This window comes from Burkholderia sp. Nafp2/4-1b, assembly GCF_003635165.1.
GTDB lineage: Bacteria > Pseudomonadota > Gammaproteobacteria > Burkholderiales > Burkholderiaceae > Burkholderia.
On record NZ_ML058597.1, the window covers coordinates 1,249,004 to 1,270,310 of the forward strand.

Annotated in this window: 21 protein-coding genes and 1 pseudogene; 9 read left to right on the forward strand and 13 right to left on the reverse strand. The window is 69.4% G+C overall.

Annotated elements, in window-relative coordinates; translation table 11 throughout:
• The first annotated feature begins 14 nt into the window (after window positions 1-14).
• Together C7H84_RS05675 and C7H84_RS05680 are read left to right on the forward strand one after the other, a co-directional pair.
• On the forward strand, window positions 15-1,199 hold the full coding sequence (locus C7H84_RS05675) for a LysR substrate-binding domain-containing protein (protein WP_121857805.1): 1,185 nt from the start codon (window positions 15-17) through the stop codon (window positions 1,197-1,199).
• 170 nt (window positions 1,200-1,369) lie between these two features.
• Window positions 1,370-2,365: an ABC transporter substrate-binding protein gene (locus C7H84_RS05680; RefSeq protein ID WP_121857806.1), complete on the forward strand. Its 996-nt coding sequence runs from the start codon at window positions 1,370-1,372 to the stop codon at window positions 2,363-2,365.
• 15 nt (window positions 2,366-2,380) lie between these two features.
• On the opposite strand, the gene C7H84_RS36915 is transcribed toward C7H84_RS05680, so the two are convergent.
• Window positions 2,381-2,560, reverse strand: coding sequence for a hypothetical protein (locus C7H84_RS36915; protein WP_240461978.1), 180 nt, complete (start codon window positions 2,558-2,560; stop codon window positions 2,381-2,383).
• Window positions 2,561-2,752: 192 nt separating this feature from the next.
• Between C7H84_RS36915 and C7H84_RS05690 the strand changes: the two genes are divergently transcribed.
• Together C7H84_RS05690 and C7H84_RS05695 are read left to right on the forward strand one after the other, a co-directional pair.
• Complete coding sequence (locus C7H84_RS05690) at window positions 2,753-3,829, forward strand: glycosyltransferase family 2 protein (protein WP_121857807.1); 1,077 nt, start codon at window positions 2,753-2,755, stop codon at window positions 3,827-3,829.
• Window positions 3,830-3,845: 16 nt separating this feature from the next.
• Complete coding sequence (locus C7H84_RS05695) at window positions 3,846-5,108, forward strand: glycosyltransferase family 87 protein (RefSeq protein WP_162999211.1); 1,263 nt, start codon at window positions 3,846-3,848, stop codon at window positions 5,106-5,108.
• Here the strand turns inward: C7H84_RS05695 and C7H84_RS05700 are convergent.
• From C7H84_RS05700 to C7H84_RS05755, 12 genes and pseudogenes are all read right to left on the reverse strand, one after another.
• On the reverse strand, window positions 5,072-6,118 hold the full coding sequence (locus tag C7H84_RS05700) for a TadG family pilus assembly protein (protein ID WP_240461968.1): 1,047 nt from the start codon (window positions 6,116-6,118) through the stop codon (window positions 5,072-5,074). The genes C7H84_RS05695 and C7H84_RS05700 overlap by 37 nt on opposite strands.
• 10 nt (window positions 6,119-6,128) lie before the next feature.
• A complete protein-coding gene (locus tag C7H84_RS05705; protein WP_121857808.1) occupies window positions 6,129-6,557 on the reverse strand; it encodes a TadE family protein in 429 nt (142 codons plus the stop codon).
• Window positions 6,554-7,360 (reverse strand): tetratricopeptide repeat protein, encoded by an 807-nt coding sequence (locus C7H84_RS05710; RefSeq protein WP_121857809.1) that lies wholly within the window; start codon window positions 7,358-7,360, stop codon window positions 6,554-6,556. Before C7H84_RS05710 ends, C7H84_RS05705 begins: the two co-directional genes overlap by 4 nt.
• Window positions 7,357-8,301 (reverse strand): type II secretion system F family protein, encoded by a 945-nt coding sequence (locus C7H84_RS05715; RefSeq protein WP_121857810.1) that lies wholly within the window; start codon window positions 8,299-8,301, stop codon window positions 7,357-7,359. Before C7H84_RS05715 ends, C7H84_RS05710 begins: the two co-directional genes overlap by 4 nt.
• Window positions 8,298-9,275 (reverse strand): type II secretion system F family protein, encoded by a 978-nt coding sequence (locus C7H84_RS05720; RefSeq protein WP_121857811.1) that lies wholly within the window; start codon window positions 9,273-9,275, stop codon window positions 8,298-8,300. Before C7H84_RS05720 ends, C7H84_RS05715 begins: the two co-directional genes overlap by 4 nt.
• Window positions 9,272-10,690, reverse strand: coding sequence for a CpaF family protein (locus C7H84_RS05725; RefSeq protein WP_121857812.1), 1,419 nt, complete (start codon window positions 10,688-10,690; stop codon window positions 9,272-9,274). The genes C7H84_RS05720 and C7H84_RS05725 overlap by 4 nt, the downstream gene beginning before the upstream one ends.
• Complete coding sequence (locus C7H84_RS05730) at window positions 10,687-11,901, reverse strand: AAA family ATPase (protein WP_121857813.1); 1,215 nt, start codon at window positions 11,899-11,901, stop codon at window positions 10,687-10,689. The genes C7H84_RS05725 and C7H84_RS05730 overlap by 4 nt, the downstream gene beginning before the upstream one ends.
• A gap of 29 nt (window positions 11,902-11,930) precedes the next feature.
• Complete coding sequence (locus C7H84_RS05735) at window positions 11,931-12,320, reverse strand: CpaD family pilus assembly lipoprotein (protein WP_121857814.1); 390 nt, start codon at window positions 12,318-12,320, stop codon at window positions 11,931-11,933.
• A 14-nt stretch (window positions 12,321-12,334) separates the two neighbouring features.
• Complete coding sequence (locus C7H84_RS05740) at window positions 12,335-13,717, reverse strand: type II and III secretion system protein family protein (protein ID WP_121857815.1); 1,383 nt, start codon at window positions 13,715-13,717, stop codon at window positions 12,335-12,337.
• Window positions 13,718-13,772: 55 nt separating this feature from the next.
• Window positions 13,773-14,800: pseudogene (cpaB, locus tag C7H84_RS05745) on the reverse strand (Flp pilus assembly protein CpaB).
• 20 nt (window positions 14,801-14,820) lie between these two features.
• Window positions 14,821-15,297: a prepilin peptidase gene (locus C7H84_RS05750; RefSeq protein ID WP_121857816.1), complete on the reverse strand. Its 477-nt coding sequence runs from the start codon at window positions 15,295-15,297 to the stop codon at window positions 14,821-14,823.
• A gap of 89 nt (window positions 15,298-15,386) precedes the next feature.
• A complete protein-coding gene (locus C7H84_RS05755) occupies window positions 15,387-15,569 on the reverse strand; it encodes a Flp family type IVb pilin (RefSeq protein ID WP_121857817.1) in 183 nt (60 codons plus the stop codon).
• Between the two features lie 807 nt (window positions 15,570-16,376).
• Between C7H84_RS05755 and C7H84_RS05760 the strand changes: the two genes are divergently transcribed.
• From C7H84_RS05760 to C7H84_RS05780, 5 genes are all read left to right on the forward strand, one after another.
• On the forward strand, window positions 16,377-17,444 hold the full coding sequence (locus tag C7H84_RS05760) for an ABC transporter substrate-binding protein (RefSeq protein WP_121857818.1): 1,068 nt from the start codon (window positions 16,377-16,379) through the stop codon (window positions 17,442-17,444).
• Window positions 17,445-17,458: 14 nt separating this feature from the next.
• A complete protein-coding gene (locus C7H84_RS05765) occupies window positions 17,459-18,298 on the forward strand; it encodes an ABC transporter permease (RefSeq protein ID WP_121857819.1) in 840 nt (279 codons plus the stop codon).
• A 73-nt stretch (window positions 18,299-18,371) separates the two neighbouring features.
• Window positions 18,372-19,145, forward strand: coding sequence for an ABC transporter permease (locus C7H84_RS05770; RefSeq protein WP_205611400.1), 774 nt, complete (start codon window positions 18,372-18,374; stop codon window positions 19,143-19,145).
• 36 nt (window positions 19,146-19,181) lie between these two features.
• Window positions 19,182-20,033 (forward strand): ABC transporter ATP-binding protein, encoded by an 852-nt coding sequence (locus C7H84_RS05775; RefSeq protein ID WP_121857820.1) that lies wholly within the window; start codon window positions 19,182-19,184, stop codon window positions 20,031-20,033.
• Window positions 20,034-20,199: 166 nt separating this feature from the next.
• Window positions 20,200-21,156, forward strand: a complete 957-nt coding sequence (locus tag C7H84_RS05780) for a TauD/TfdA family dioxygenase (RefSeq protein ID WP_121857821.1) — start codon at window positions 20,200-20,202, stop codon at window positions 21,154-21,156.
• Window positions 21,157-21,307 lie beyond the last annotated feature (151 nt).

Consider the following 21,307-nt stretch of genomic DNA (forward strand, 5'->3'; position numbering starts at 1 on the left):
GAACGCGTAGCGACATGCGCGACGCACGGGAGCCGAACGGCCGTTGCATCGACGCGTCCGACGCGACGGGCGCGCTCGATATGCTCGATGCGCGGCTGATGCGCATCCTGCTCGTGCTGCTCACCGAGCGCACCGTGTCGCGCGCGGCCGTGCGGCTCAACATGTCGCAGCCGGCGACGAGCGCCGCACTCAAGCGTCTGCGCACGCTGCTCGGCGATCCGCTGCTGGTGCGCAGCCGCTACGGGATGGTGCCGACGGAGTTCGGCGCGCGGCTGATCGAGCCGCTGCGCAATGCGCTGCGCGTGATCGACTTCATCCGGATCCAGCAGCCGACCTTCGATGCGCGCACGTCGGTGCGCACCTACCGGATCGGCTGCCCCGATTACCTGAACGTGCTGTTCGTGCCGAAGCTCGTCGCGCTGTTCCGCGAACGCGCGCCGAACGCGCAGCTCGTATTCCATCCGCTCGGCGACGGCTTCGACGACGAGCGCGCGCTCGCCGACGGCGAACTCGACGTCGTGATCGACAACCGCCCTGCCCGCCTGTCGCGCTTCCGGCAGGACGATCTGTTCGACGATCGCATCGTGTGCCTGATGCGCGCGACGCATCCGCTCGCGCGGCGCGGCGCGATGACGGCCGACGACTTCGCGCGGGCCGCGCAGCTGTGTCCGACGCCGTCGTGGCTCGAAGCGTCGGGCGCGATCGACCGGCAGCTCGAGCGCGTCGGCCTGCAGCGACGGATCGTCGTCACGCTGCCTCATTTCGAACTCGCCGCGCATGCGCTCGTGCGCTCCGACCTGATCCTCACCACCACGTACCGGCTCGCACGTCACTACGCGAAGCTGCTGCCGCTCGGCGCGCTCGCGCTACCGGTCGACCCGCCCGACATCGTGTACCGGATGACGTGGAATGAAACGGGCTCGTGCGTCGATGGCGTGCGGTGGTTGCGCGGGTTGATCGCCGAAGCGACGCGCAGTTGGCTCGACGCGGAGGCCGCGCAGCCTGCGGTCGCGGCGATTGCCGCGAGCGCGGATGCGGACGGGGACGCGGACGCGCAAGCAACCGCGCCGATCGCGAACGACGCGCCCGAGCCGATGCGACGCACGCGCTGCCGGCAGCCGACGCATTGCGGTGGAGCGCAGCGATCGCGGGTCGCGCGCGCGGCACGCGTTCATCGCATCGCGACGAAATCGCATTGAAGCTCGCCGGCCTTGCTTACCGCCGCCATCCCTCCGCTCACAAACTCTCGCAAACAAACCAGCCAGCGAATAAGCATTTCGCGATTCGATGTTTGCTCGCACGAAACCGATTCCGTAATCTGCCCGGCAGCCGCGCGACCTCTCGCGCGGATCACCGAGGACCCCTCACGATGACTTCGCCCCCTGCCCCGGCCCGCCGCCGCGCACTGCTGCGCGTGGCCGCGCTGGCTGCCGCACCGCTTGCGGGCGCGGCCGCATTCCCCGCCCCGACCCGCGCGGCCGGCCCCGACCTGTCGAACGTCACGCTCGTGCTCGGCGACCAGGCCGGCGGCCTGCGCGCGCTGGCCGAAGCCGCGCGCGTGCTCGACGGCGTGCCGTACCGGTTTCGCTGGGCGAATTTCCAGGGCGCCGCGCCGCTGTTCGAAGCGCAACGCGCGGGCGCGATCGATCTCGCGCCGGCCGGCGACCTGCCCGTGCTGACGGCCGCGCTCGGCGACCCCGCGTTGCGGATCGTCGCAACGCGCGTCGGCTCGCCGGCGTCGCTCGGCATCGTCGTCCAGCCCGATTCGCCGGTGCGCACCGTCGCCGACCTGAAGGGGCGCACCGTCGTCGTATCGTCGGCGCGCGGCAGCATCTCGCAGTACCAGCTGTACGGCGCGCTGCGCGAACACGGCCTCGCGCCGGGCGACGTCGACGTGCGCTTCGTGCTGCCGGTCGACGCGTTCGCCGCGTTCGAGGCGAAGCAGATCGGCATCTGGGCGACGTTCGATCCGTACTACGGCAACGCGGTGCGGCGCGGCGCGCGCGTCGTGCGCGACGGCAGCGGGATCAATTCGGGGCTCGCGTTCCTCACGTCGCCGGTCGACACGCTGGACGATCGCCTGAAGCGCGCGGCGCTGTCGGACGTGCTCGCGCGGCTCACCCGCGCCGGACAGTGGGCGGTGGCGCACCCGGCGGACTACGCGAGCGTCTATGCGTCGCTCACGCGCCTGCCGCGCGATGCGGCCGAAGATATCGTGCGCCGCGCGGCCCTCGCGCAGCGCGGCGTCACCGGCGCGGACATCGACGTGCTGCAACGCGTCGCCGATCGCGCGGCCGCGGACGCGATCCTGCCGAAACGCGTCGACGTCGCCGCGATCGCGGTGCGCAACCTGTCGGCCGCGTAACCGCGCCGCACGCGTTCAGCGCGGCTTCGACATGTCGAGATCCGGCACGTCGTCGCCGAACGTCGACGCGACCCGCGTGCGCATTGCGGCGACCAGCAGCGTCGGCCCCGACTGGTTGAACGTGCAACGCTCGCCCGCCGCGGGCACCGGCCGATGCAGCACCGCGCGCCACGCGCAGTCGTCCACCGTGCTCACCGCCGACACGTCGCCGATTCGTGTTACGAACCGGCGATTCCTGCGTACAATGAATGCAATATTGTCGTCCGGTCCGCGGTGGGCAAGCTGGCCGGAACGAATTCGCGCCGACCCGGGGCCGGGCCCGTTCGGCAGACGACAAACCGGATTCACACGGTGCAGCGCAGGCCGGACTTTCGGGGGGCCGCAAGCATGTCAACGCAAGCCAGGAAGCCGCTGATATCGCTCGTCGTGCCGTTTCACGACGAAGAAGAAACGATCGACACATTCTTTGCCGCAACGCTGCCCGTTCTCGAGTCGGTCGCCGGCATCCGTTTCGAGTTCGTCTGCATCAACGACGGCAGCCGCGATCGCACGCTCGACCGGCTGCTCGCGATCGCCGCCGGCGACCCGCGCGTGCGCGTCGTCGATCTCACGCGCCGCTTCGGCAAGGAGGCGGCGCTCACCGCCGGCCTCGACGAGGCGGCCGGCGCCGCGGTGATCCTGATCGACGCCGATCTGCAGGATCCGCCCGCACTGATTCCCGCGATGATCGAACGCTGGCGCGGCGGCGCCGAGGTCGTCGCGGCCAAACGCACCGACCGGCTGTGCGATCCGTTCCTGCAACGCGCGGCGGCGGCGCTCTACTATCGCGTCCACAATGCGCTGTCCGAGGTGGAAATGCCGGAAAACGTCGGCGATTTCCGGCTGATGGATCGCGAGGTCGTCGACGCGCTGCGCGCGCTGCCGGAGCGGCGGCGCTTCATGAAGGGCCTGTTCGCGTGGGTCGGCTTTCGCACCGAAATCGTCGAATACACGCGTGCGCCGCGCAGCGGCGGCCGCTCGAAATTCTCCGGATGGCGGCGCTGGAATTTCGCGCTCGAGGGCATCACGAGCTTCAGCACGGTACCGCTGCGTGTGTGGACCTACGTCGGCCTCACGTTCGCGATGCTGTCGCTCGTGTACGGCACCTTCATCGTGGTGCGCACGCTGCTGTACGGCAACCCCGTGCACGGCTACCCGTCGCTGATTTCCGTCGTGCTGTTCGTGGGCGGCATCCAGCTGATCGGCATCGGCGTGATCGGCGAGTATCTCGGCCGGATCTATCACGAGTCGAAGCAGCGCCCCGTCTATCTCGTCCGGCGCCGCTACCGGGCCGAGCGCGATGCCGCCGCGCAGCCGACATCGAAGCTGCTGCAGTTCCCGCTCAAGCGCACATCCGCGGCGCGCCGCCGCACGACGATGCCGGCCGGCGCGGCCGCCACCGCGCGCAAAGCGTCGTTCAAGTAAGGCGGGGGCGCCGCAATTGGACGTTTCCCCGCAATCGATGCGCATGGCGGCGCGCCCGGCCGGCGCGTGGCTCACACCGCGACGCGTCGTGCTGTACAGCGCGCTGATGCTCGTGATCGACGCGCTGTTCATCGTGATCTGGACGACCGTCGTTCATCACGCGCCCGGCAGCGTGCCGGCGCGGCCGGGCGCCGACTTCTCGGTGTTCTGGTCCGCGTCGTACGCGATGCTGCACGGTTCGCCGGCCCTCGCGTACGACTTCTCCGCCTTCTCGCGGCTGTCCGCCGCGCTGTTCGCGAACCTCGGTCGCGACACCTTCGCGCCGTGGCTGTACCCGCCCACCTACCTGCTGCTCGTGACGCCGCTCGCGCTGCTGCCCTTTGCGCTCGGCTATCCGCTGTTCGTCGGCTGCGGCGTCGTCGTGCTCGGCCTCGCCGCGTGGCGCGTCTCCGGGCTGCGCGCGATTCCCGGCGCGGCACGCGTCGCGCCGCTCGCGCTGGCCGCCGCACCGTGCATGTTCGTCACCGCGACGCTCGGGCAGAACGCGTTCCTGACCGCGTCATGCGCGGCGCTGGCCGTCTATTGGGCCGAGCGGCGGCCGATGTGGGCCGGCCTTTGCATCGGACTGCTGTCGGTCAAGCCGCAGATGGCGCTGCTGTTCCCGTTCGTGCTGGTCGCCGTGCGCGCATGGCGCACGATCGCGTGGGCCGCGCTCGCGACCGCTACGTTCGCCGCGCTGAGCGTGCTCGCCTGCGGGATCGAGTCGCTGCGCCTGTTCGTCGCCGGCACCGGGCTCGCGCGCTCGATCGTGCTCGAGCATGGCATCGTGTTCTGGTTCGCGTCGCCGACGCCGTTCGCGACGTTGCGCCTCGCCGGCGTGCCGCTCGGCGTGGCATACGCCGCGCATGCCTGTATCGCCGCGATCGCGATCGCCGCCGCCTGCAGCGCGTGGATGCAGTCGCGCGATACCCGCGTGCGCGCCGCCGTGCTGGCAGTCGCGACGCTCGTGGCCAATCCGTACGTATGGCACTACGAACTTCCGTGGCTCGTCATCACCATGGCCTGCATGCTGTCGCTCGGCTGGCGCGACGGCTGGCGGCGCGGCGAGCAGGCCGCGATCGCGCTGATGTGGGCGCTGCCGATCGCCGAATACCTGAACCCGTGGCTGCAGCAGCCGCAGATCGGCCCGGCCGTCACGCTGTTCGCGTTGCTCGTGCTGCTGCGCCGCGCGCGGCACGATGCTCACAACGCGAGCCGCGGCGGCACGTACAGCCCGTAGTACGGGCCGACGCCCGTCGCGACGCCGGTCATCTTCACGCCGGCGACGAAGTGGCCCTGGATGTACTTGTAGGTGCCGCCCAGCGACACGTCGATGTGGAACGCCGCGAATGCGACGATCGGCACGTAGGTACTGGTCGACGTCTGCGTGACGACCGGCAGCACGACCGTCGTGCCGACCGGCACCGACGTATAGAGCGTCGCCTTCACGCCGGTCGCGAGATAGATGCTGTCGCCGATATTGAGCGTCGTCGGGTTGCCGGTCACCATCAAACCGCCCATCGTCGTGGTGTCGGTCGCGGTGGACTGGAACGACGTCCACTGGCCGCCCATGCACAGCGTGCCGTAGGTCTGGCCGTTCGTGATCGAGAACTCATACGGCAGGTTGGTCACCGGATTGATCAGCGGCTGGTTGGTCTGCACGTTCCAGTACTGGTTGTACACGCACTGGTCGATCGCGACCGGAAAGAGCGCGCCCGCCGCGACGCCGCCCGGCGCCGCGAGCACCGCAATGGCGGTGGCACTGCCGGACGCGCCCGGAATGCCGAGCAGCCCGCCGAGCAGCAGCGGAATCGAGCCGCCGTTCACACCGGGCGCGCGCGATACGGTGACCTGCACCGCCGGCACGTCGTAGGAGCCGGGCGTGATGGTCGTCGCCTGCATCGACGGCGGCGTGCGCGTCACGTTCCAATAGCCGGTCGTCACCGTGCCGGTCGCCAGCGGCGCACCGGCCGCCGAATTTTGCGCGATCACGCCGTTCGCCGCCGGCGCGGCCGCCGACCAGTTCAGCGCGCCGCCGGTGGGCGACATCATCGCATCCGCCGCCGCGAGCGCGGCCGCGTCGGCGGCATTCTGCAACTGGTTGCGCACCGCGGCGACCCACGCGATGTCGATCGCCAGCGCGCCGAACGACAGCAGCGGGATCAGGAACAGCAGGAAGAACAGCGCAACCGACCCGCGCTCGCGCGAGAGACCGCTGCGGCGCATGTCGACGCGTATGTCGCCCCGCATGTCCGCCGCGTCATTCATAGAGCATCACCGAAGTGGCCGAGACCGTGACCGGGCCGGTCAGCGCGCTGAACGCGGAGCCCAGCACCATGCCGGAATACGTGTAGGTCACCGTGACCGTCAGCGCGGTGCCCGACGTCGTGCCGTTCGCCTGCGTCACGGTAACGGTCGGCGTGGTCGCGGCGCCGCCGGTGATCAGCGCGTTCTGCGTATAGCTCAAAGCGACGTTGGCGATCTGGGTCGTGGTCAGCATCGGCACGCGCAGCACGACGCCGGCACGCGCGGCCTCGCGGCTCGCGTTCGTGATGACGGCCTTGTCGCACAGCAGCAGGCTCGTGTCGATGATGCCGATCAGCACCATCAGCAGGAACGGCAGCATCAGCACGAACTCGAGGGATACGACGCCGCGCGCGTGGCGCGGGCCCGTCACCCCGCGTGTCATTTTGCATCCCCGGCGACGGGTGCGACCGCGCGCGACGCGAGCTGCGCGCGCACCGCCTGGTAGACACGCAGATTGTCGGCCACCGCCGATGCGGGCATATCCACCGACAGCAGCTTCTTCGCCGAATCGGTGTTGCCGAGCACGCCGTACGCGAACGCGAGGTTCTGGCGCGCCTGCCACGGCGCATCGGGCAGCCCGGCCACGTCGAGCAGCACGTTCACGCCCTCGCGCGGCCGGTTGCTCAGCACGAGCGACAGCCCGAGGTCGACCCGCAGCCCTTGCGCATCCGGATGCGCCTGCAGCGCGGCCCGGTACACGGCCTGCGCGTCTTCATGGCGGCCCTGCAGGTCGAGCACCGTGCCGAGCCCTTCCGCCGCGAGCGGCAGGTTCGGCTGCGCGGCCAGCAGGTCGCGGTAGCGCTGGGCGGCCTCGTCGAGCCGGCGCTGCCGCAACGCGACGCGCGCGAGCGCGACCTGCGGCCCGAGGTCGGCCGGTGCCTGCTGGCGCGCCTGCTCGTACAGAATCCGCGCGCGTTCCAGGTCGCCGGCGCGGTAGCTCACGTCGCCGAGCCCCAGGCGCGCCGCGAGCGAATCGGGATGCCGCGCCAGCACCTTCTGGTACAGCGTCGACGCGAGATCGACGTTGCCGCCGGCGAGCGCGCTGTCGGCGATGCGCAGTTCGGACTGCGGATCGTCGCTCTTGTGCGACGTCACCGGCCGCGTCTGGATGCCCGGCGCGCAGCCGCCGGCGAGCATCGGCAGCGCGGCCGCGAAGGCGAACACCCGGATGGCGGAGCCTTTCATTTGAATACCTCGAGCAGACGGATGGCCGCCGGGCCCGCCGCGATCAGGCCGACCGTCGGCAGGATGAACAGCATCATCGGCAGCGTGATCTTCGGCGCGAGCTTCGCGGCCTGTTCCTCGAGCGCGACGATCTGCTCGGTGCGCTCGCTGCGCGATAGCGTCCGCAGCGCCTGCGTGATCGGCGTGCCGAAGCGCTGCGATTGCGTGAGCGTCGTCGCAAGCGAGCGGGCCGACGCAAAGTCGACCCGCAGCGCGAAATGCGTCAGCGCTTCCGACACGTTGCCGCTTAGCGTCAGCTCGTCCGCGCAAACCATCAGCTCATCGGCGAGCGGCGGACAGATGCGGTCGAGTTCGCGCGCGACGCGCCGCACGCCCGACACGAGGCTGTTGCCTGCCATCGTGCAGATCACGAGCAAATCGAGCGCATCCGGAAAGCACGCGGCGATGATCCGCCGGCGCCGCCGGATCATCGCGCCGAGCACGTACTCGGGCACGATCACGCCGACCACGAACGCGGCGACCATCGCCACCGCGCGGATGATGAAGTATTCGCCGAGACGCGGAATGTACGGGCTGAACACGATCGCGAGGCCCGCGAACAGCACACCGCAGCTCAGCTTGATGCCGATCATCGACGACACCGCCCGGCGCTCGCGAAAGCCCGCGCGCGTCAGCTGCAGCCCGAGCTTCGCGCGTTGCATCGGATCGAGCACGGGCAGCCGCTCGCCGAGTTGCGCGAGCCGCCGCGTCAGATCCTGGCGCACCTCGCCCGGCTGCAGGCGCCCCGCCGCCAGCGACGGCGGCCGCTGTCCGGCCGCCTGCTGAACGCGCGCGGCAATGCGCTGGCGCGCGCCGCCGCCCGGCATCCGGAGCGCCAGCCCAACGCACGCGAGCAGCAGCAACAGTTCGAGGCCGCGGGCGGCCAGCATCGACATCGTCATCGCGCGGTATCCAGTTTCGAGATCTTGCGGATCATCAGCAGTCCCATCGTCAGCAGCGCGGCGGCAATGGTCAGCATCACGCGTCCGGGGTGCGTATCGAACAGCAGCATCACGTACGCGCGGTTGACGAGGAACAGCGCGCCGATCATCACGAACGGCACCGCCGAAATGATCTTCGTCGTGATCCGGCCTTCGGCGGTCAGCGCGCGCGTCTTCAACCGGATGTCGCGGCGCGTGCGGATGATGCTCGACAACTCGTCGAGCGTCTCGCCGAGGCTGCCGCCCGTCTCGCGCTGCAGCAGCAGGTAGACGGTGAAGAACGAGAAGTCCGCGATCATCAGCCGGTCGGCCGCGAGCGTCAGCACGTCCTTCAGATCCGCGCCGACGCGCAGGCTGTCGCCCATCGTGCGAAAGGTCGAGCGCACCGGCTCGGCCGCGCTGTCGCCTACCGTGCTGATCGCCTGCGTGACCGGAATGCCCGCGCGCACCGCCCGCACGATCAGGTCGATCGCGTCGGGGAACGCTTCGAGAAAACGCAGCCGGAACCGCTCCACCAGCGCGCGGTAGCTCGCGCGCATCGCCAGCAGCGGCAGCCCGACATAGATCAGCGGATGGACGATGCCCGGCAGCGCGACGAGCTTCACCACGGCGATCGCCGCGATCACACCGACGATCGTGGCGGCGACGACGATCCGCATCCCGCTTTCGCCGCCGACCGCCCGCACGCGCGTCATGTAGCGCTGCAGCCACGCCCGCGCGCGGCTTTGCCGGCGCGGCAGGTTGAACAGCGCGACGCCGGGCGCGGCGGCCGCCCCGGCGTCGCGCCCGCCCAGCGACGGCGCCAGGTGCTGCATGCGCGCGCGAATGCGCTGTTCCGGCGACTGGCGCGCACGGTCGAGCATCGCGGACAGCCCGAGCCCGACCGCGAGGATCACGACGAATGCGCCGAGCGCGAACAGGTCCGCGGCGCTCATTGCCGGAATACCTCGGCGAGCGTGTCCTCGACGCCGTAGTACGCGGCGCGCGGCGCGAACGCGGGCCGCAGCGACGACGCCTCGAACACGCCCTTCACCACGTCGCGCGTCGTGTCGCCTTCCTGGCGGAACGCGAACAGGTCCTGCGTGATCACCACTTCGCCTTCCATCCCGACGATCTCGGTGATCCGGGTCACGCGGCGCACGCCGTCGCGCATCCGCTCGACCTGCACGAACAGATGCACGGCGCTCGCGATCTGGCGCCGGATCGACAGCAGCTGCAGGTTCGCGTTCGCCATCATGACCATGCTCTCGAGCCGGCTGATCGCGTCGCGCGGCGTGTTCGCATGGATCGTCGTCATCGAGCCGTCGTGCCCGGTGTTCATCGCCTGCAGCACGTCGAATGCCTCCGCGCCGCGGATTTCGCCGAGGATGATGCGGTCGGGCCGCATCCGCAGCGCGTTGCGCACGAGGTCTCGCTGCGAGATCCCGCCGAGCCCTTCCGTGTTCTCCGGCCGCGTCTCGAGGCTGACAACGTGCGGCTGAAGCAGTTGCAACTCGGCCGCATCCTCGATCGTCACGATCCGCTCGTGCTCGTCGATATGCTGCGACAGTGCGTTCAGCAGCGTGGTCTTGCCCGACCCGGTACCGCCGGAGATCACGATGTTCAGCCGGCACGCGCAGGCGATCTTCAGCACCTGCAGCATCCCGTGCGAGATGTTGCCCTGATGCGCCATCCGCGCGAGCGTGATGTCGCGCTTCGCGAACTTGCGGATCGAGATCGACGCGCCGCGCATCGCGATCGGCGGCAGCACCACGTTCACGCGGCTGCCGTCGGCGAGCCGCGCGTCGACCATCGGGCTGCTCTCGTCGACGCGCCGTCCGACCGCCGCCGCGATCCGCTGCGCGACGCTCGTCACGTGCGCGTTGTCGCGAAACTTCAGCGACGTCAGCTCGAGCCGGCCCGCGCGCTCGACGTACACCTGGTCGGGGCCGTTCACGAGGATGTCGGACACGGTGTCGTCGGCGAGCAGCGGCTCGATCGGCCCGACGCCGAACATGTCGTTCAGGATCGCGTCGACGATCAGCACCTGCTCGCCCGCGGTGATCTTCAGTCGCTCGCGCTCGACGGTGTGCGCGGCCACCTGTTCGATGCCCGCCCGCACTTCGTCGCGTGTCTTCATCAATGCGGCGGACATGTTCATCGACGTGAACACCGCGGTGCGGATCGCATCGAACTTGCCGGAACGAATCAGCGCTTCCTGCGTGTCGGCCGCCGCAGACCCGCGCGCAGGCGCCGGCGCATGGCCCGCGGCCGGGGCCGACGCCGGCTCGGGTGTCTCGTCGCGCGGCGTCGCTGGCGGGCTGGCCGGGGCGGCGCCCGGCGTCGGCCGTTTGCGGGTCCCGAACGTCACGATCCTTTCCTCCATTTGATGAAGCGCGCGTACCACGGCTCGGCCACCGCCATCGATTCGCCGGTGATGCCGTTCGCGAGCAGCCGGATCTCGTCGAGGAAGCCGCGCCGCTTCGTGGCTTCGATCGGCTCGCCGAGGTTCTCGGCGATCGCGAGCGGCTGCGGTTCGTGCGGCAGCTCGCGCAGCTTCACGCCGCCGAATGCGTCCTCGAAGTCGGTCTGCGCGACGCGCCCCTTGACCGGCTCGAGCGGATTGTTCAGCACCATCGACAATAGCCGCTCGCCGGGCATTTCCTTGACGAAGCGCGCAAGCCGCGCGGCTTCGTACGCGGCGTGCACCGAACGATCGGCGACGATGTAGACGAGATCGGACGCCATCAGCGCATCCTCGAACAGCTGGCCCGCACGGACGCCCACGTCGAACAGCACGTAGTGGAAGCGGTCCTTCAGCATGTCGACGAGCTGCGCGAGCGCATCGTCGCGCAGCGGCGCCTCTTCGCCATAGGTGAGTTCCGCCGACAGCACATGCAGGCGATCGCCCTTCGTGACGAACATGCGGTCGAACAACGCGTCGTCGGGGCGCAGTTCCATGTTCAGCAGCTCGATCAACCCGTTGTTGCTCGACAGCCCGAGCATCGAGTTCGCGCCGCCGCCGTGCAGGTTCAGGTCGACGTACGCGACGCGGCGGCGCTTCTCGCCCGCCAGGCAGCGCGCGAGACTCACCGCGATCGTGGTCGCGCCCACCCCGCCGCGCGCGCCGACGAAGCTGACGACCTTGCCGGTGCGCGCCTGCACGACCGATTCCGTCGCGGTCAGCGAGCGCCGCAGCAGCTCGACGGTCAGCGGCTTCACGATGTAGTCCTGCACGCCGATGCCGAGCAGGTTTCGGAACAGGCCGACGTCGTTCTGCGTGCCGATCGCGACGACCCGCACCGACGGATCGCACACGTCCGCGACCCGCACCAGGTCCGACACCGGCAGCACGGAATCCGACACGTCGACGATCAGCTGGCGCGGCGAGCGCTCGTGCTGCTGCAGCAGCCGGATCGCGTCGTCGCAGCTGCCCGGCTGCACATGCGCGCGCGTGATCGACAGGTCCTGCGCGACACGCCGGATCACATCCTCGCTGCCGGCATCGGACACGACGGCGATGAGGTCCGCGGCGCCGGCGGTGGCGGCATGCTTGGCGTTCTGGCGGTCGAGGACGTTCATGGGCGGCTTCGCGATCGCATAGGGGTGGGTCAACGGCCGGGCGAGCCGGTCGTCGTCGAGGTCTTGCCCGGCGCCGTCTGCTTCACGCGATCCTCGACGTAGCGGCGCACCGCGTCGGCGGCCACCTGCGCATCGGCCCCGCCGTACGGCACGGGCGCGACGAGATCTTCCGGGCGCGCGAGCATCGTCGCGAGGTTCGTGTAGGTCGCGCAGCCGAACGGCACGCCCGGCCGCCCGAACCCCGCATCGGCGAGATGCGACGGCTGCATCAGCTTCGCGCAGTCGGGCGGCACCGCGTGCGTGCCGTCGAAGCCGATCGCGCGTGCGTCGGGCAGGTTGATCGGCGGCGGCGCCGACAGGCAGCCGGCGAGCACCAGCGGCAGCGGCAACAGAGCGGAGAAGACGGTTCGAACTCGCATGCGCGCGCCTCCGGTCAGTAGACGAAGCCTGCGGCCCCGACGAGACGCGGCGTATCGCCGGTCAGCAGGTCGATCCCGAGATTGCGCTGGATCGCGAACTCGAGATCGCTGCTCGGCCGCGCGACGGTATCGAGCGCCTGCTCGAGCTGGCCGGGGCCGGTCGGCTGCACGATGTACGGCGTCACGATCACGACGACTTCGGTCTTGTGGTCCTGGAAGTTCTTCGATGAAAACAGCCGGCCGATGATCGGCAGCCGGCCGAGCCCCGGGATCTGCGACACGGTATCCGCGGTCTGGCTCTGCAGCAGGCCGCCGATCGCGAAGCTCTGCCCGCTCGACAGCTCGACCGTCGTCTCCACGCGCCGCACGGAGAGCCCCGGCACCGTGATGCTGCCAGTCGTCACGCTGTTGCTCGGATCGACCTCGCTCACTTCCGGGCGCACCTTCAGGCTGATCCGGTTGTCGGCGAGCACGGTCGGCGTGAAGTCGAGCGACACGCCGAACGGCTTGTACTCGACCGTGATCGCGCCGGTCGTGTTGCCGGCCTGTGCGACCGGAATCGGAATCTCGCCGCCCGCGAGGAAGCTCGCGGTCTGCCCGGACATCGCGGTAAGGTTCGGCTCCGCGAGCATCGTGATCAGGCCTTCCTGATCGAGCGCGTCGAGCACGACGTCGATCGACCAGCGCCCCGTGTGGAAGCCGCCGACCACCGAATAGGCACCGGTCGGCGACAGGTTGAACAGCTTGTTCGTCGGATCGAACAGCGTGCGTCCGTTGAACAGCCCGCCGATGAAATTGCCGGCCGCGCCGAGCGAACTCCAGTTGATGCCGAGCTGCTGCGTGACGTTGCGGCTCACCTCGGTCACGCGCACGCGCAGGTTCACCTGGATCGGGCGCGACAACGTGAGCCGATTGACGATCTTCTCCTTGTCGTTCAGGTAGGGGCCGAGCGACTGCATCACGGCGTCCGCGTCGGCGGCGCTCGGCACCTTGCCCGACACCATCAGCGAGCCCGGCGCGCCCGACACCGACAGCTTCAGTTGCGGAAAGCGGCTGTCGAGCACCGCCTGCAGCGATGCAGTGTCGACCTGCACGATCACCGTGCGGCGCAGGATCGGCCGATGGTTCGCGCCCAGCGCGATCAGCGTGGTGGTGCCGGCCTTCTTGCCGAACACGAACACGGTGCGCGACGACGGCACCTGGATGTCGGCGATGCTCGGATCCGCGACGAACATCGCGGTCGCCGGCTCGGATAGCGTCAGCATCTCGCCCTTGCCGGTCGCGATCGACAACGCGGTGCCGGCATCCGCCGCCGGCGCGCGCTGCGCGAACGCGAAGCCCGGCGCGACGATGCAGGCCAGCCACCAGAAAGCGATCCAACGAACCATGCGCACCATGCGTGTTCCCGTCAAATGCCGGCCGCCGGGCGGCCAGCCCCGAATCGTCACTTCGTCACTGCGCCACCGCTGCCCTCGGCACCTGCGCCGTCGCATCCGCGACGGCATTGCCGCCCGCGGCGCAGCCGGTGCAACCGGTGTGCCCGGCCAACCCGCAGGCAGCGGCGGCACGCCCGGCATGCCGGCGCCGCTGCCCGCGCCGTGCGATCCGTCGTCGACCGACGAACCGCGGTAGATCACGACCGCATTGCCCTGCGGCGCCGACCGCGTGCCGGCCTCCGACCTCGCCGCCGGCGAGCGCGGCGCGTCGCGGAACGCGCGCGACACTTCGCCGGCCCATACCGGCGGCGTATCGGGTTCCGCTTCGTTGCCGCCGGCCGCCTCGCGCCGATCGCGCGTCGCGAAGCTGCGCAACGCCAGCGACAGCGAACCGAGGCGCGTCGCGACCAGCACGACCTGCGCGGTGCGCGGCGCGACCTCGAGCGTGACCGTGCGTGCGCGCACCGGCGCGTCCGGCGCGCTCGCCGGCGCCTTCGCACGCTGGAATTCCGAGCCGACCGCGAGCACGCGCGCGCGCCGCACGACCGTCTCCGCTTCGAACGTGCCGGGCGTCGTCGCGGAACCGCCGATCTGCTGGGTGAGCACCACGTCGACGAAGTCGCCCGGCTGGATCAGCCCGGCGTTGCCGGACACGTCGTCGACCGGGACCGAGATCGCGCGCATGCCCGGCTGCAGCGCGGCCGCGAGGAAATCCGGCGCGCCGGCCGGAATCACGTTGTCTGCGCGGATCGGCGCACCGGCGTCGACGCGGTTGCGCAGCAGCGCGCCCTTGAGATCCGCGCCAGGCTGCGACTCGACGAACGCGCCGGCCGGCACCTGAGCGCGCGGCACGGGCTTCCATGCGAGATCGTTGTCGCGCAGCAGCAGCCCTTCGGGCAGGTCGGCCGCCGCGACGCGCACGCGCACCTCCGTCGCCACGCTCGGCGCCGCCGGGGTCGACGCGGCGACGTACAACTGCCGCAGCATGAACGCGCCGATGCCGGCAGCGATGATCAGCACGACCATTCTCAGGGGTTTGGGCATGGCGGCGTGCGTCCCCCTCGCTAGGTCAACGAAATCGGGTGAGGGAACGGCGCCCAGACGGCCAGTGTGCCGCCGAGCGCGAGCGCGACGCCGTACGGGACGCCGCGCGTCTCAAGTGTGCGTACCGGTTCCATGCGACGCTGCCGCGCGATCGCGAGCGCGGCGACGCCATACACGGCGCCGCCCGCCCCGACGATCGTCAACACCGGGAATGCGAGCGCGGGGCCGGCCCACAGAAAGACGGCCGCCGCCAGCTTGACGTCGCCGCCGCCGATCCAGCCCGCGTGACGCAGGCAACCGAACAGCAGAAACGTCGCTGCAGCGGTCGCCACGTGACCGGCAAGTTGCGCGAGCCCTTGTTGTGCAAGCGCCGCCGCGACGAAATACAGCATCGCGAACGCCAGCACCGTGCGATTGGACAGGCGTCGCGCGCGCACGTCCTGCAGCGCGAGCGACACCAGCACGAGCGTCGCCACCGCCTGTACGAAATAGAGCATCGGAGAGCCGTCCGTCGGCGCGCCCCGGCTGGATACGTCGTACCGCTGCGGATCCGTGTGCTCGTCGGCGACGCGCGGGTTCTGGGAGTTCAGATCAGCGCGGTGACCTTGTTGATCAGCGTTGTGAACACGGCCGGCAGGCCACCGGTGTTGCTGCTCAGAATCACCCCGACCGCCGCGAGTGCAACCACGACGATACCGGCCAGCACGGCGTATTCGAGCGAACTGACACCACGTTCATCGCGCAGCAGGGACTTGACGTATTGCAGCATGACAACCTCCGTGTGACGGGGTCGGTGATCGACCGTTGAATGTAAAGACGCGGCGTTGCTTCGGTGGCGTGCACTGCGTTTCGCCCATTGCATTCATGACTCATGCGACAGCCCAGGCATCGGGCCGTGCGCATTCCCCGGAATCCATTCGATCGCTGCTACGCGCAATGTACGGCAACGGCATCGCCGGTTCAATCGCGCGTTTTGTTGCATGGCCGCACTGCAGGATGCGAATCACGCTAACTGGAGTTGGGTATAGACAATTTTTTCGGCCATTTCAAACAATTTAGCGTCGGAATGCATTTATGGTCAAGGCCCTTCGACAAGGAAATACGCGTACGTCATTTGCCGGTTTATCGCCCCGTCGCGCGCGGCCCTGCGGGGCGCACAGTAAGAATGTTATTTCGTCGGCGCGCCGTGTCGTTCTCAGCTTGATCTTTGATTTTTATTAGGCTCTTTAGATTCGACGAGATTCGCGAAATCAATTCAACACTGCGGCTCACGCAAGGTTTTCAGTAATTGTTCGACTGCGCCGAACGAGCGCGGAAAATATTACCGAGGTTAGTCATATCGCCCGGCGCGCGCCTCGCGTTCTTCATCGGGCTATTCCGCGCCAACGGGAAATGCGCAATCCGCACGCACGAAAAACGCGTTTCCGCGTTGGCGGTCGAGCGGCCGCCAACCCGCCAGGCGGCGATAAGCATAGTTCAAATCGTTGCTTGTCCGGCGCCGGATGCGTCATCGAGAATGAGTCGACACACCGGGCTTCGGCCCGCCCTTTCCAACGTTCTCCTGACCGATCGATTCATGCTTCCACTGCGCCTGCTGCGATCGCTGCTGATCGCGTCCCTCGTTGCGTTGCCCGCCGCTGCCGCGCACGCCGACAAGCCCACCACCATCCGCATCGGCGTCGCCCAGCAAGGCACCGGCGACCCGCCGACTTTCGGCGGATCGAGCGCGGCCACCGTACAGCTCCAGCAACTCGTCGAAAAGGAATTCGCGGCCGACGGGATCAAGGTGCAGTGGCTGTTCTTCAAGGGCGCGGGCCCGGCCGTCAACGAGGCGATCGCCGACAAGGCGCTCGACTTCGCGTACCAGGGCGACCTGCCGGCGGTACTCGCTCGCGCGAACGGGATCAAGACGCGTCTGCTGCTCGCCGCGAGCGTGCGCTCCGGCGTGAAGATCGCGGTGCCGCCGGACTCCGACGTCCACTCGCTCGCGGACCTGAAAGGCCGCCGCGTGTCGATCTTCCGCGGCACCAACCTGCAGCTCGTCGCCGACAACGCGCTGGCGAAGAACAGCCTGAGCGAACGCGACCTGCGCGTGATCAACCTCGACTCCGCGAGTTCGCTCGCCGCGCTTGCATCGAAAGGCATCGACGCGTCGGTCGGCGATTATCAGTTGTACAAACTGCGCGACGCGGGCCTCGCGAAGATCATCTATGAATCGCAGAACGACGGCCCGCAACTCACGCGCCAGACGCACCTGCTCGTGCTCGACGACTTCGAGCGTGCGCATCCGGACATCGTGCAGCGCGTCGTCGACGCGTTCGTGAAGGGCGCGCAATGGTCGTCCGACGAAGCGAACCGCGACGCGCTGTTCAAGCTGTGGGCGAAAAGCGGCGTGCCCTACACGTCGTGGCAGGCCGACTATGCGAACCAGCGCCTGAAGGACCGCCTGTCGCCGCTGATCGACCCGTTCGTGATCGCGCGCTACAAGGCCGTTGCGGAAGACGCACTGAAGCTGAAACTGATCCGTCAGCCGGTCACCGTCGACGGCTGGTTCGAGCCGAAGTATCTCGACAACGCGCTGCGCACGCAGCACCTCGAACACTACTGGCCGCGTTACGACGCAGCCGGCAAGCCCCTCTCCTGAGCCAGGGCCGCCCGATGAGCGACACCGCGATCCCGATTCCGTCGTCCGCCCCGCACGCGCTCGCCGCGCCGTCCCGCGCGGCCATCGTGAAGCGCGTGGCGTGGCGGCTCGCGCCGTGGGCGCTGCCTGCATTGCTGTTCGCGTGGTGGACCGTCGGCAGCGCGCGCGGCTGGATCGCACCGCAGATCCTGCCGCCGCCCGCGCGGGTCGCCGACTCGCTCGCCGAACTCGCGGCAAGCGGCGATCTCGCGCGCCACACGCTGATCAGCCTGCAACGCGTGCTGGTCGGCTTCGCGGCGGGGACGCTGCTCGGTTTCGCGATCGGCGCCGCACTCGGCCTGTCGCGCACGCTCGAAGCGTACGTGCTGCCGAGCTTCAACGCGCTCGTGCAGATTCCCGTGCTCGGCTGGCTGCCGTTCCTGCTGCTGCTCGTCGGCGTCGGCGAGCCGTTGAAGTACCTGCTGATCGCACATGCGGCGCTCGTCCCCGTGACGATGAGCACGCTGCAGGGTTTCCGCCAGACGCCGCCCGCGCTCGATGAGGTCGCGCGCGTGTTCGGCTATACGCGGCGCCAGCGCATCGTCCGCGTCGTGCTGCCGGCCGCGATCCCGACGCTCGCGACCGGCATACGGCTCGCGTTCACGAAATCGTGGCTCGCGCTCGTCGTCGTCGAGCTCGTCGCATCGTCGGAAGGGCTCGGCTATCTGATCGTGTACGGGCGCCAGTTGTTTCAACTCGATCTCGTGATGGCCTCGGTGATCGTCGTCGGCGCGGTCGGCTTCGCGATCAACCGGCTGCTCGACGCGCTCGAAGCACGGCTGCGCCGCGGCGTGCCGTCGGCATTCCGTGGCTGATCCCGCTTCAAGGAGCCTTGCCGTGCCGCCCATCGCCCCATCGCCCGCCGATACCGCAGCGCCCGCTGTCGCGATCGCCCGTCGCTTTCCCGTGCCCGACTGGCGCGGCTTCGTGCTGCCGCTCGCCGCATTGGCGCTCTGGTGGGCCGTGTCGGCCGCGCATCTCGTCAAAAGCGGGCTGCTGGTCGGCCCCGCCGACGTGCTGCATACCGCATGGGCCCAGGCCACCAGCGGCGCGCTGACGCGCGCGCTGTCGGCATCGCTCGCACGCGAGGCGTGCGGCTTCGCGATCGGCGCGACCGGCGGCCTGCTGCTCGGCTCCGCGCTCGGGCTGTCGCGCATCGCCGCGCGCGTGGTCGGCCCGAGCTTCGACACGTTCAAGCAGATCTCGCTGTTCGCGTGGATCCCGCTGATTTCCGTGTGGTTCGGCCTCGGTGACGTCGCCAAGGTCGTGTTCCTGTCGCTCGCCGCGCTGCTGCCGGTCGCCGCGCATACGTGCGACGGCATTCACGCGGTGCCGCGCACGTACGTCGACGTCGCCCGCGCACTGCGTTATTCGCGGCTTCAGCTCGTGCGTTACGTGCTCCTGCCCGCCGCGCTGCCGTCGATCTTCACCGGGCTGTATCTCGGCCTCATCTACTCGTGGCTCGCGACGCTCGGCGCCGAGTATCTGCTCGTCGCGGGCAGCGGGATCGGCAACACGCTGATCGACGGCAGCGAACAGTTCCGGATGGACGTCGTGCTGTTCGGGATCATCGTCGTCGGCGTGACGGGCTGGGCGCTGAACGCGATCGCGCGCGCGATCGAACGCAAGGTGCTGGCCCGGCGCGGCGACCTGCACCGCTGAACACCCTCTTCCCGCGTCCTTCTTCCTTTTTTCGCCATGACGACCCTCGCCTCCGATTCGCTCGATATCCTCCACGTGAGCAAGCGCTACGCGCAACGCGGCGCGTCGCTCGCCGTGCTCGACGACGTGTCGCTGCACGTGCGTGCCGGCGAGTTCGTCACGATCGTCGGCGCGAGCGGCTGCGGCAAGTCGACGTTGCTGCGGCTGATCGCCGGGCTCGACACCGACTATGCGGGCGAAATCCGCGCCGGAGACGAACCGGTGCGCGACACGTCGTTGCAGCGCGGGATCGTGTTTCAGGATCACCGGCTGTTTCCGTGGCTGACGGTCGCGCAGAACATCGAGGCCGCACTGCGCAACGCCCCGCTCGACCCGGCAGCCAGACGACGCGCGGTGGCCGACCATATCGCGCTCGTCGGGCTGAACGGCTTCGAGCATGCGTATCCGAACCAGCTGTCGGGCGGGATGGCGCAGCGCGTCGCGATCGCGCGCGGTCTCGTGAATCGGCCGCGCGTACTGCTGCTCGACGAACCGTTCGGCGCGCTCGATGCGCAGACGCGCGCGCGGATGCAGAACGAACTGCTGAGGATCTGGGAACAGGAACGCATCACGATGGTGCTCGTCACGCACGATGTCGACGAAGCCGTGTATCTCGGCGATCGCGTCGTCACGATGGCGCCGCGCCCGGGGCGCATCGAGCGCATCGTCGACGTCACGCTGCCGCGGCCTCGCCGGCGCGATTCACCCGAATTCGCGCGGCTGCGCGATACGGTACTCGCAGATTTCGACGCTCAGGAGCCGCCGGAAGATGGCAACGACAGCGGCAACGGCACACACATCACCACGCCGAATGCACGCCGGATCGGCGAATGGCGGCTCGCGTGGTGACACGCCACCGCGAACAGGCGGCCGGCCGCCGCACGCGTAACGCTCAGCACGACGACACATATCGATCATCGCGCCGCGCGCTAAGGTTGTGACGATTCATCGGTTCCCGTTCCGCGCGGCACCTGCTTGAATGGAGACTCGACCTTCCCGACCCAGGAGACTCCCGATGTCCGAAGTCCAGCACGCCGCTCACCCGTCATCGCATGCTTCGCCCGCCGCCGCGCCGCACACGGCCGCCGCCCCGCTTCAGCTTCGCCAGGTCGCCGGCCGGATCGGCGCCGAGATCGCCGGCGTCCGGCTGTCGGGCACGCTCGACGACGCGACGTTCGACGCGATCCACGCCGCGCTGCTGCGCCACAAGGTGCTGTTCTTCCGCAACCAGGGCCATCTCGACGACACCGCGCAGGAAGCGTTCGCACGCCGCTTCGGCGACACCGTCGCGCACCCGACCGTGCCGTCCGTCGACGGCAGCGCGGCGCTGCTCGAGCTCGATTCCGCGCACGGCGCGCGCGCCAACTCGTGGCACACCGACGTGACGTTCGTCGACGCGTACCCGAAGGTGTCGATCCTGCGCGCGGTCGTGATTCCGCCGTTCGGCGGCGACACGGTGTGGGCCAACACGGCGGCCGCGTACACGCACCTGCCCGAATCGCTGCGCGCGCTCGCCGACACGCTGTGGGCGTTGCATACGAATGCGTACGACTACGCGTCGACGCACGTGCATGCCGACGACAAGCAACTGAAGCGCTATCGCGAAGTGTTCACGTCGACCGTCTACGAGACCGAACACCCGGTCGTGCGCGTGCATCCGGAAACCGGCGAGCGCACGCTGGTGCTCGGGCATTTCGTGCAGAAGATCAAGGGGCTGTCGTCGCAGGATTCCGCGCACCTGCTGCAGGTGCTGCACGAACACGTGACGCGCCTCGAGAACACCGTGCGCTGGAGCTGGCAGGAAGGCGACGTGGCGATCTGGGACAACCGCGCGACGCAGCACTATGCGATCAACGACTACGGCGATGCGCGCCGCGTCGTGCGGCGTGCGACCGTTCACGGCGACGTGCCGGTCGGCATCGACGGCCGCCGCAGCGTGCTGCTGAAGGGGCCGGGCGTGACGCTGCAATGACGTGCGCGGCACGGGGGCGGCGCCAGCCGCCGCCGTGCCGGCGCCAATCCCGCTCGTACGAATGCCCGCACTACCGCACTATCGCACTGCTGCATTCCCGCATTCCCGCCCGGAGGATCCGACCATGACCTTCCCGCCACCGGCCCGAGGC

Excerpts from the sequence above, each read along its gene's own strand:
- C7H84_RS05675 (WP_121857805.1), top strand. The coding sequence starts at position 15 with ATGCGCGACGCACGGGAGCCGAACGGCCGTTGCATCGACGCGTCCGAC.
- C7H84_RS05680 (WP_121857806.1), top strand. The coding sequence starts at position 1,370 with ATGACTTCGCCCCCTGCCCCGGCCCGCCGCCGCGCACTGCTGCGCGTG.
- C7H84_RS05690 (WP_121857807.1), top strand. The coding sequence starts at position 2,753 with ATGTCAACGCAAGCCAGGAAGCCGCTGATATCGCTCGTCGTGCCGTTT.
- C7H84_RS05700 (WP_240461968.1), bottom strand. The coding sequence starts at position 6,118 with ATGCGGGGCGACATACGCGTCGACATGCGCCGCAGCGGTCTCTCGCGC.
- C7H84_RS05705 (WP_121857808.1), bottom strand. The coding sequence starts at position 6,557 with ATGACACGCGGGGTGACGGGCCCGCGCCACGCGCGCGGCGTCGTATCC.
- C7H84_RS05710 (WP_121857809.1), bottom strand. The coding sequence starts at position 7,360 with ATGAAAGGCTCCGCCATCCGGGTGTTCGCCTTCGCGGCCGCGCTGCCG.
- C7H84_RS05715 (WP_121857810.1), bottom strand. The coding sequence starts at position 8,301 with ATGACGATGTCGATGCTGGCCGCCCGCGGCCTCGAACTGTTGCTGCTG.
- C7H84_RS05720 (WP_121857811.1), bottom strand. The coding sequence starts at position 9,275 with ATGAGCGCCGCGGACCTGTTCGCGCTCGGCGCATTCGTCGTGATCCTC.
- C7H84_RS05730 (WP_121857813.1), bottom strand. The coding sequence starts at position 11,901 with ATGAACGTCCTCGACCGCCAGAACGCCAAGCATGCCGCCACCGCCGGC.
- C7H84_RS05735 (WP_121857814.1), bottom strand. The coding sequence starts at position 12,320 with ATGCGAGTTCGAACCGTCTTCTCCGCTCTGTTGCCGCTGCCGCTGGTG.
- C7H84_RS05740 (WP_121857815.1), bottom strand. The coding sequence starts at position 13,717 with ATGGTGCGCATGGTTCGTTGGATCGCTTTCTGGTGGCTGGCCTGCATC.
- C7H84_RS05750 (WP_121857816.1), bottom strand. The coding sequence starts at position 15,297 with ATGCTCTATTTCGTACAGGCGGTGGCGACGCTCGTGCTGGTGTCGCTC.
- C7H84_RS05755 (WP_121857817.1), bottom strand. The coding sequence starts at position 15,569 with ATGCTGCAATACGTCAAGTCCCTGCTGCGCGATGAACGTGGTGTCAGT.
- C7H84_RS05760 (WP_121857818.1), top strand. The coding sequence starts at position 16,377 with ATGCTTCCACTGCGCCTGCTGCGATCGCTGCTGATCGCGTCCCTCGTT.
- C7H84_RS05765 (WP_121857819.1), top strand. The coding sequence starts at position 17,459 with ATGAGCGACACCGCGATCCCGATTCCGTCGTCCGCCCCGCACGCGCTC.
- C7H84_RS05775 (WP_121857820.1), top strand. The coding sequence starts at position 19,182 with ATGACGACCCTCGCCTCCGATTCGCTCGATATCCTCCACGTGAGCAAG.
- C7H84_RS05780 (WP_121857821.1), top strand. The coding sequence starts at position 20,200 with ATGTCCGAAGTCCAGCACGCCGCTCACCCGTCATCGCATGCTTCGCCC.